Below are 979 nucleotides of genomic sequence, written 5' to 3'. Positions count from 1 at the left end.
TCACGACGGTCACCACCGCTACGGAAGCCGCCCTCACGACGCTCACCGCCGCCGAAGCCACCCTCACGACGGTCACCACCGCTACGGAAGCCGCCTTCACGGCGCTCACCGCCACGGAAGCCGGCGCCACCGCCATCACGGGAGCCACCCTCACGGCGGTCACCGCCACGGAAACCGCCGGAACGCTCCCCGCTGTCGCGTCGGAAGCCGCCCGGGCGGTCGTCGCTGCTACGGCGCTCACCACTGCGGAAGCCGCCGGCGGCGCCACGGTCCCCGTCACGGGCGCCTTCGCGCCCCGGACGGTCGCGGCGCTCACCACGGAAGCCACCGCTGGTCCGATCACTGTCGCGGAAACCGCCCTCACGACGGTCACCATCCCGGCGGGAGCCGCCGGACTGGGCACGGTCGCCGCCGTACCCGCCGGAGCCGCGCCCACCCTCGCGGGAGCCACGCTCTCCGCCGCGGTCATCGCGGTAGGACGGGCGGTCGCCACGGCGGGAGTCGCCGTCACGGTCTCCGGGCCGGCCCTCGTAGCCCCGGGGACGGTCTCCGCCCTGAGGTCCTGAACTCACTGGTACATCCTTCCTGAGTGCGCCATTCGATAGCGCAACGCAGTCGAGGGCCGACCCGATTCCGGGTGGCCCTCGACTGTAACGTGTGTCCGGCGGTGTCCTACTCTCCCACACCCTCCCGGGTGCAGTACCATCGGCGCTGGAGGGCTTAGCTTCCGGGTTCGGAATGTTACCGGGCGTTTCCCCTCCGCCATGACCGCCGTAACCTTATCAACATGTCAAACAACACCACACCAGAAAATCCTGGGGTCTTGTTTGTTTGCTGTGAGTTGCACAGTGGACGCGTAGCAAATCTTTGTTGTCAAGTCCTCGGCCTATTAGTACCGGTCAACTGAACCCGTTACCGGGCTTACATTTCCGGCCTATCAACCCAGTCGTCTAGCTGGGGGCCTTACCCATCCGAAGAT

2 rRNA genes and 1 pseudogene are annotated in these 979 nt (G+C 67.5%); 1 reads left to right on the top strand and 2 read right to left on the bottom strand.

What is annotated here, in order from left to right:
• Positions 1 to 566, top strand: a pseudogene (locus BMY89_RS30625) (hypothetical protein); the annotation flags it as partial.
• A gap of 93 nt (positions 567 to 659) precedes the next feature.
• Here the strand turns inward: BMY89_RS30625 and rrf are convergent.
• Positions 660 to 776, bottom strand: a 5S ribosomal RNA gene (gene rrf, locus BMY89_RS28545).
• A 93-nt stretch (positions 777 to 869) separates the two neighbouring features.
• A 23S ribosomal RNA gene (locus BMY89_RS30740) occupies positions 870 to 979 on the bottom strand; the annotation flags it as partial.

It is taken from the genome of Micromonospora phaseoli, assembly GCF_900109115.1.
Taxonomy (GTDB): Bacteria; Actinomycetota; Actinomycetes; order Mycobacteriales; family Micromonosporaceae; genus Micromonospora; species Micromonospora phaseoli.
Note: the sequence above shows the minus strand (reverse complement) of the source record. Positions and strands in the feature narration are given on the sequence as shown.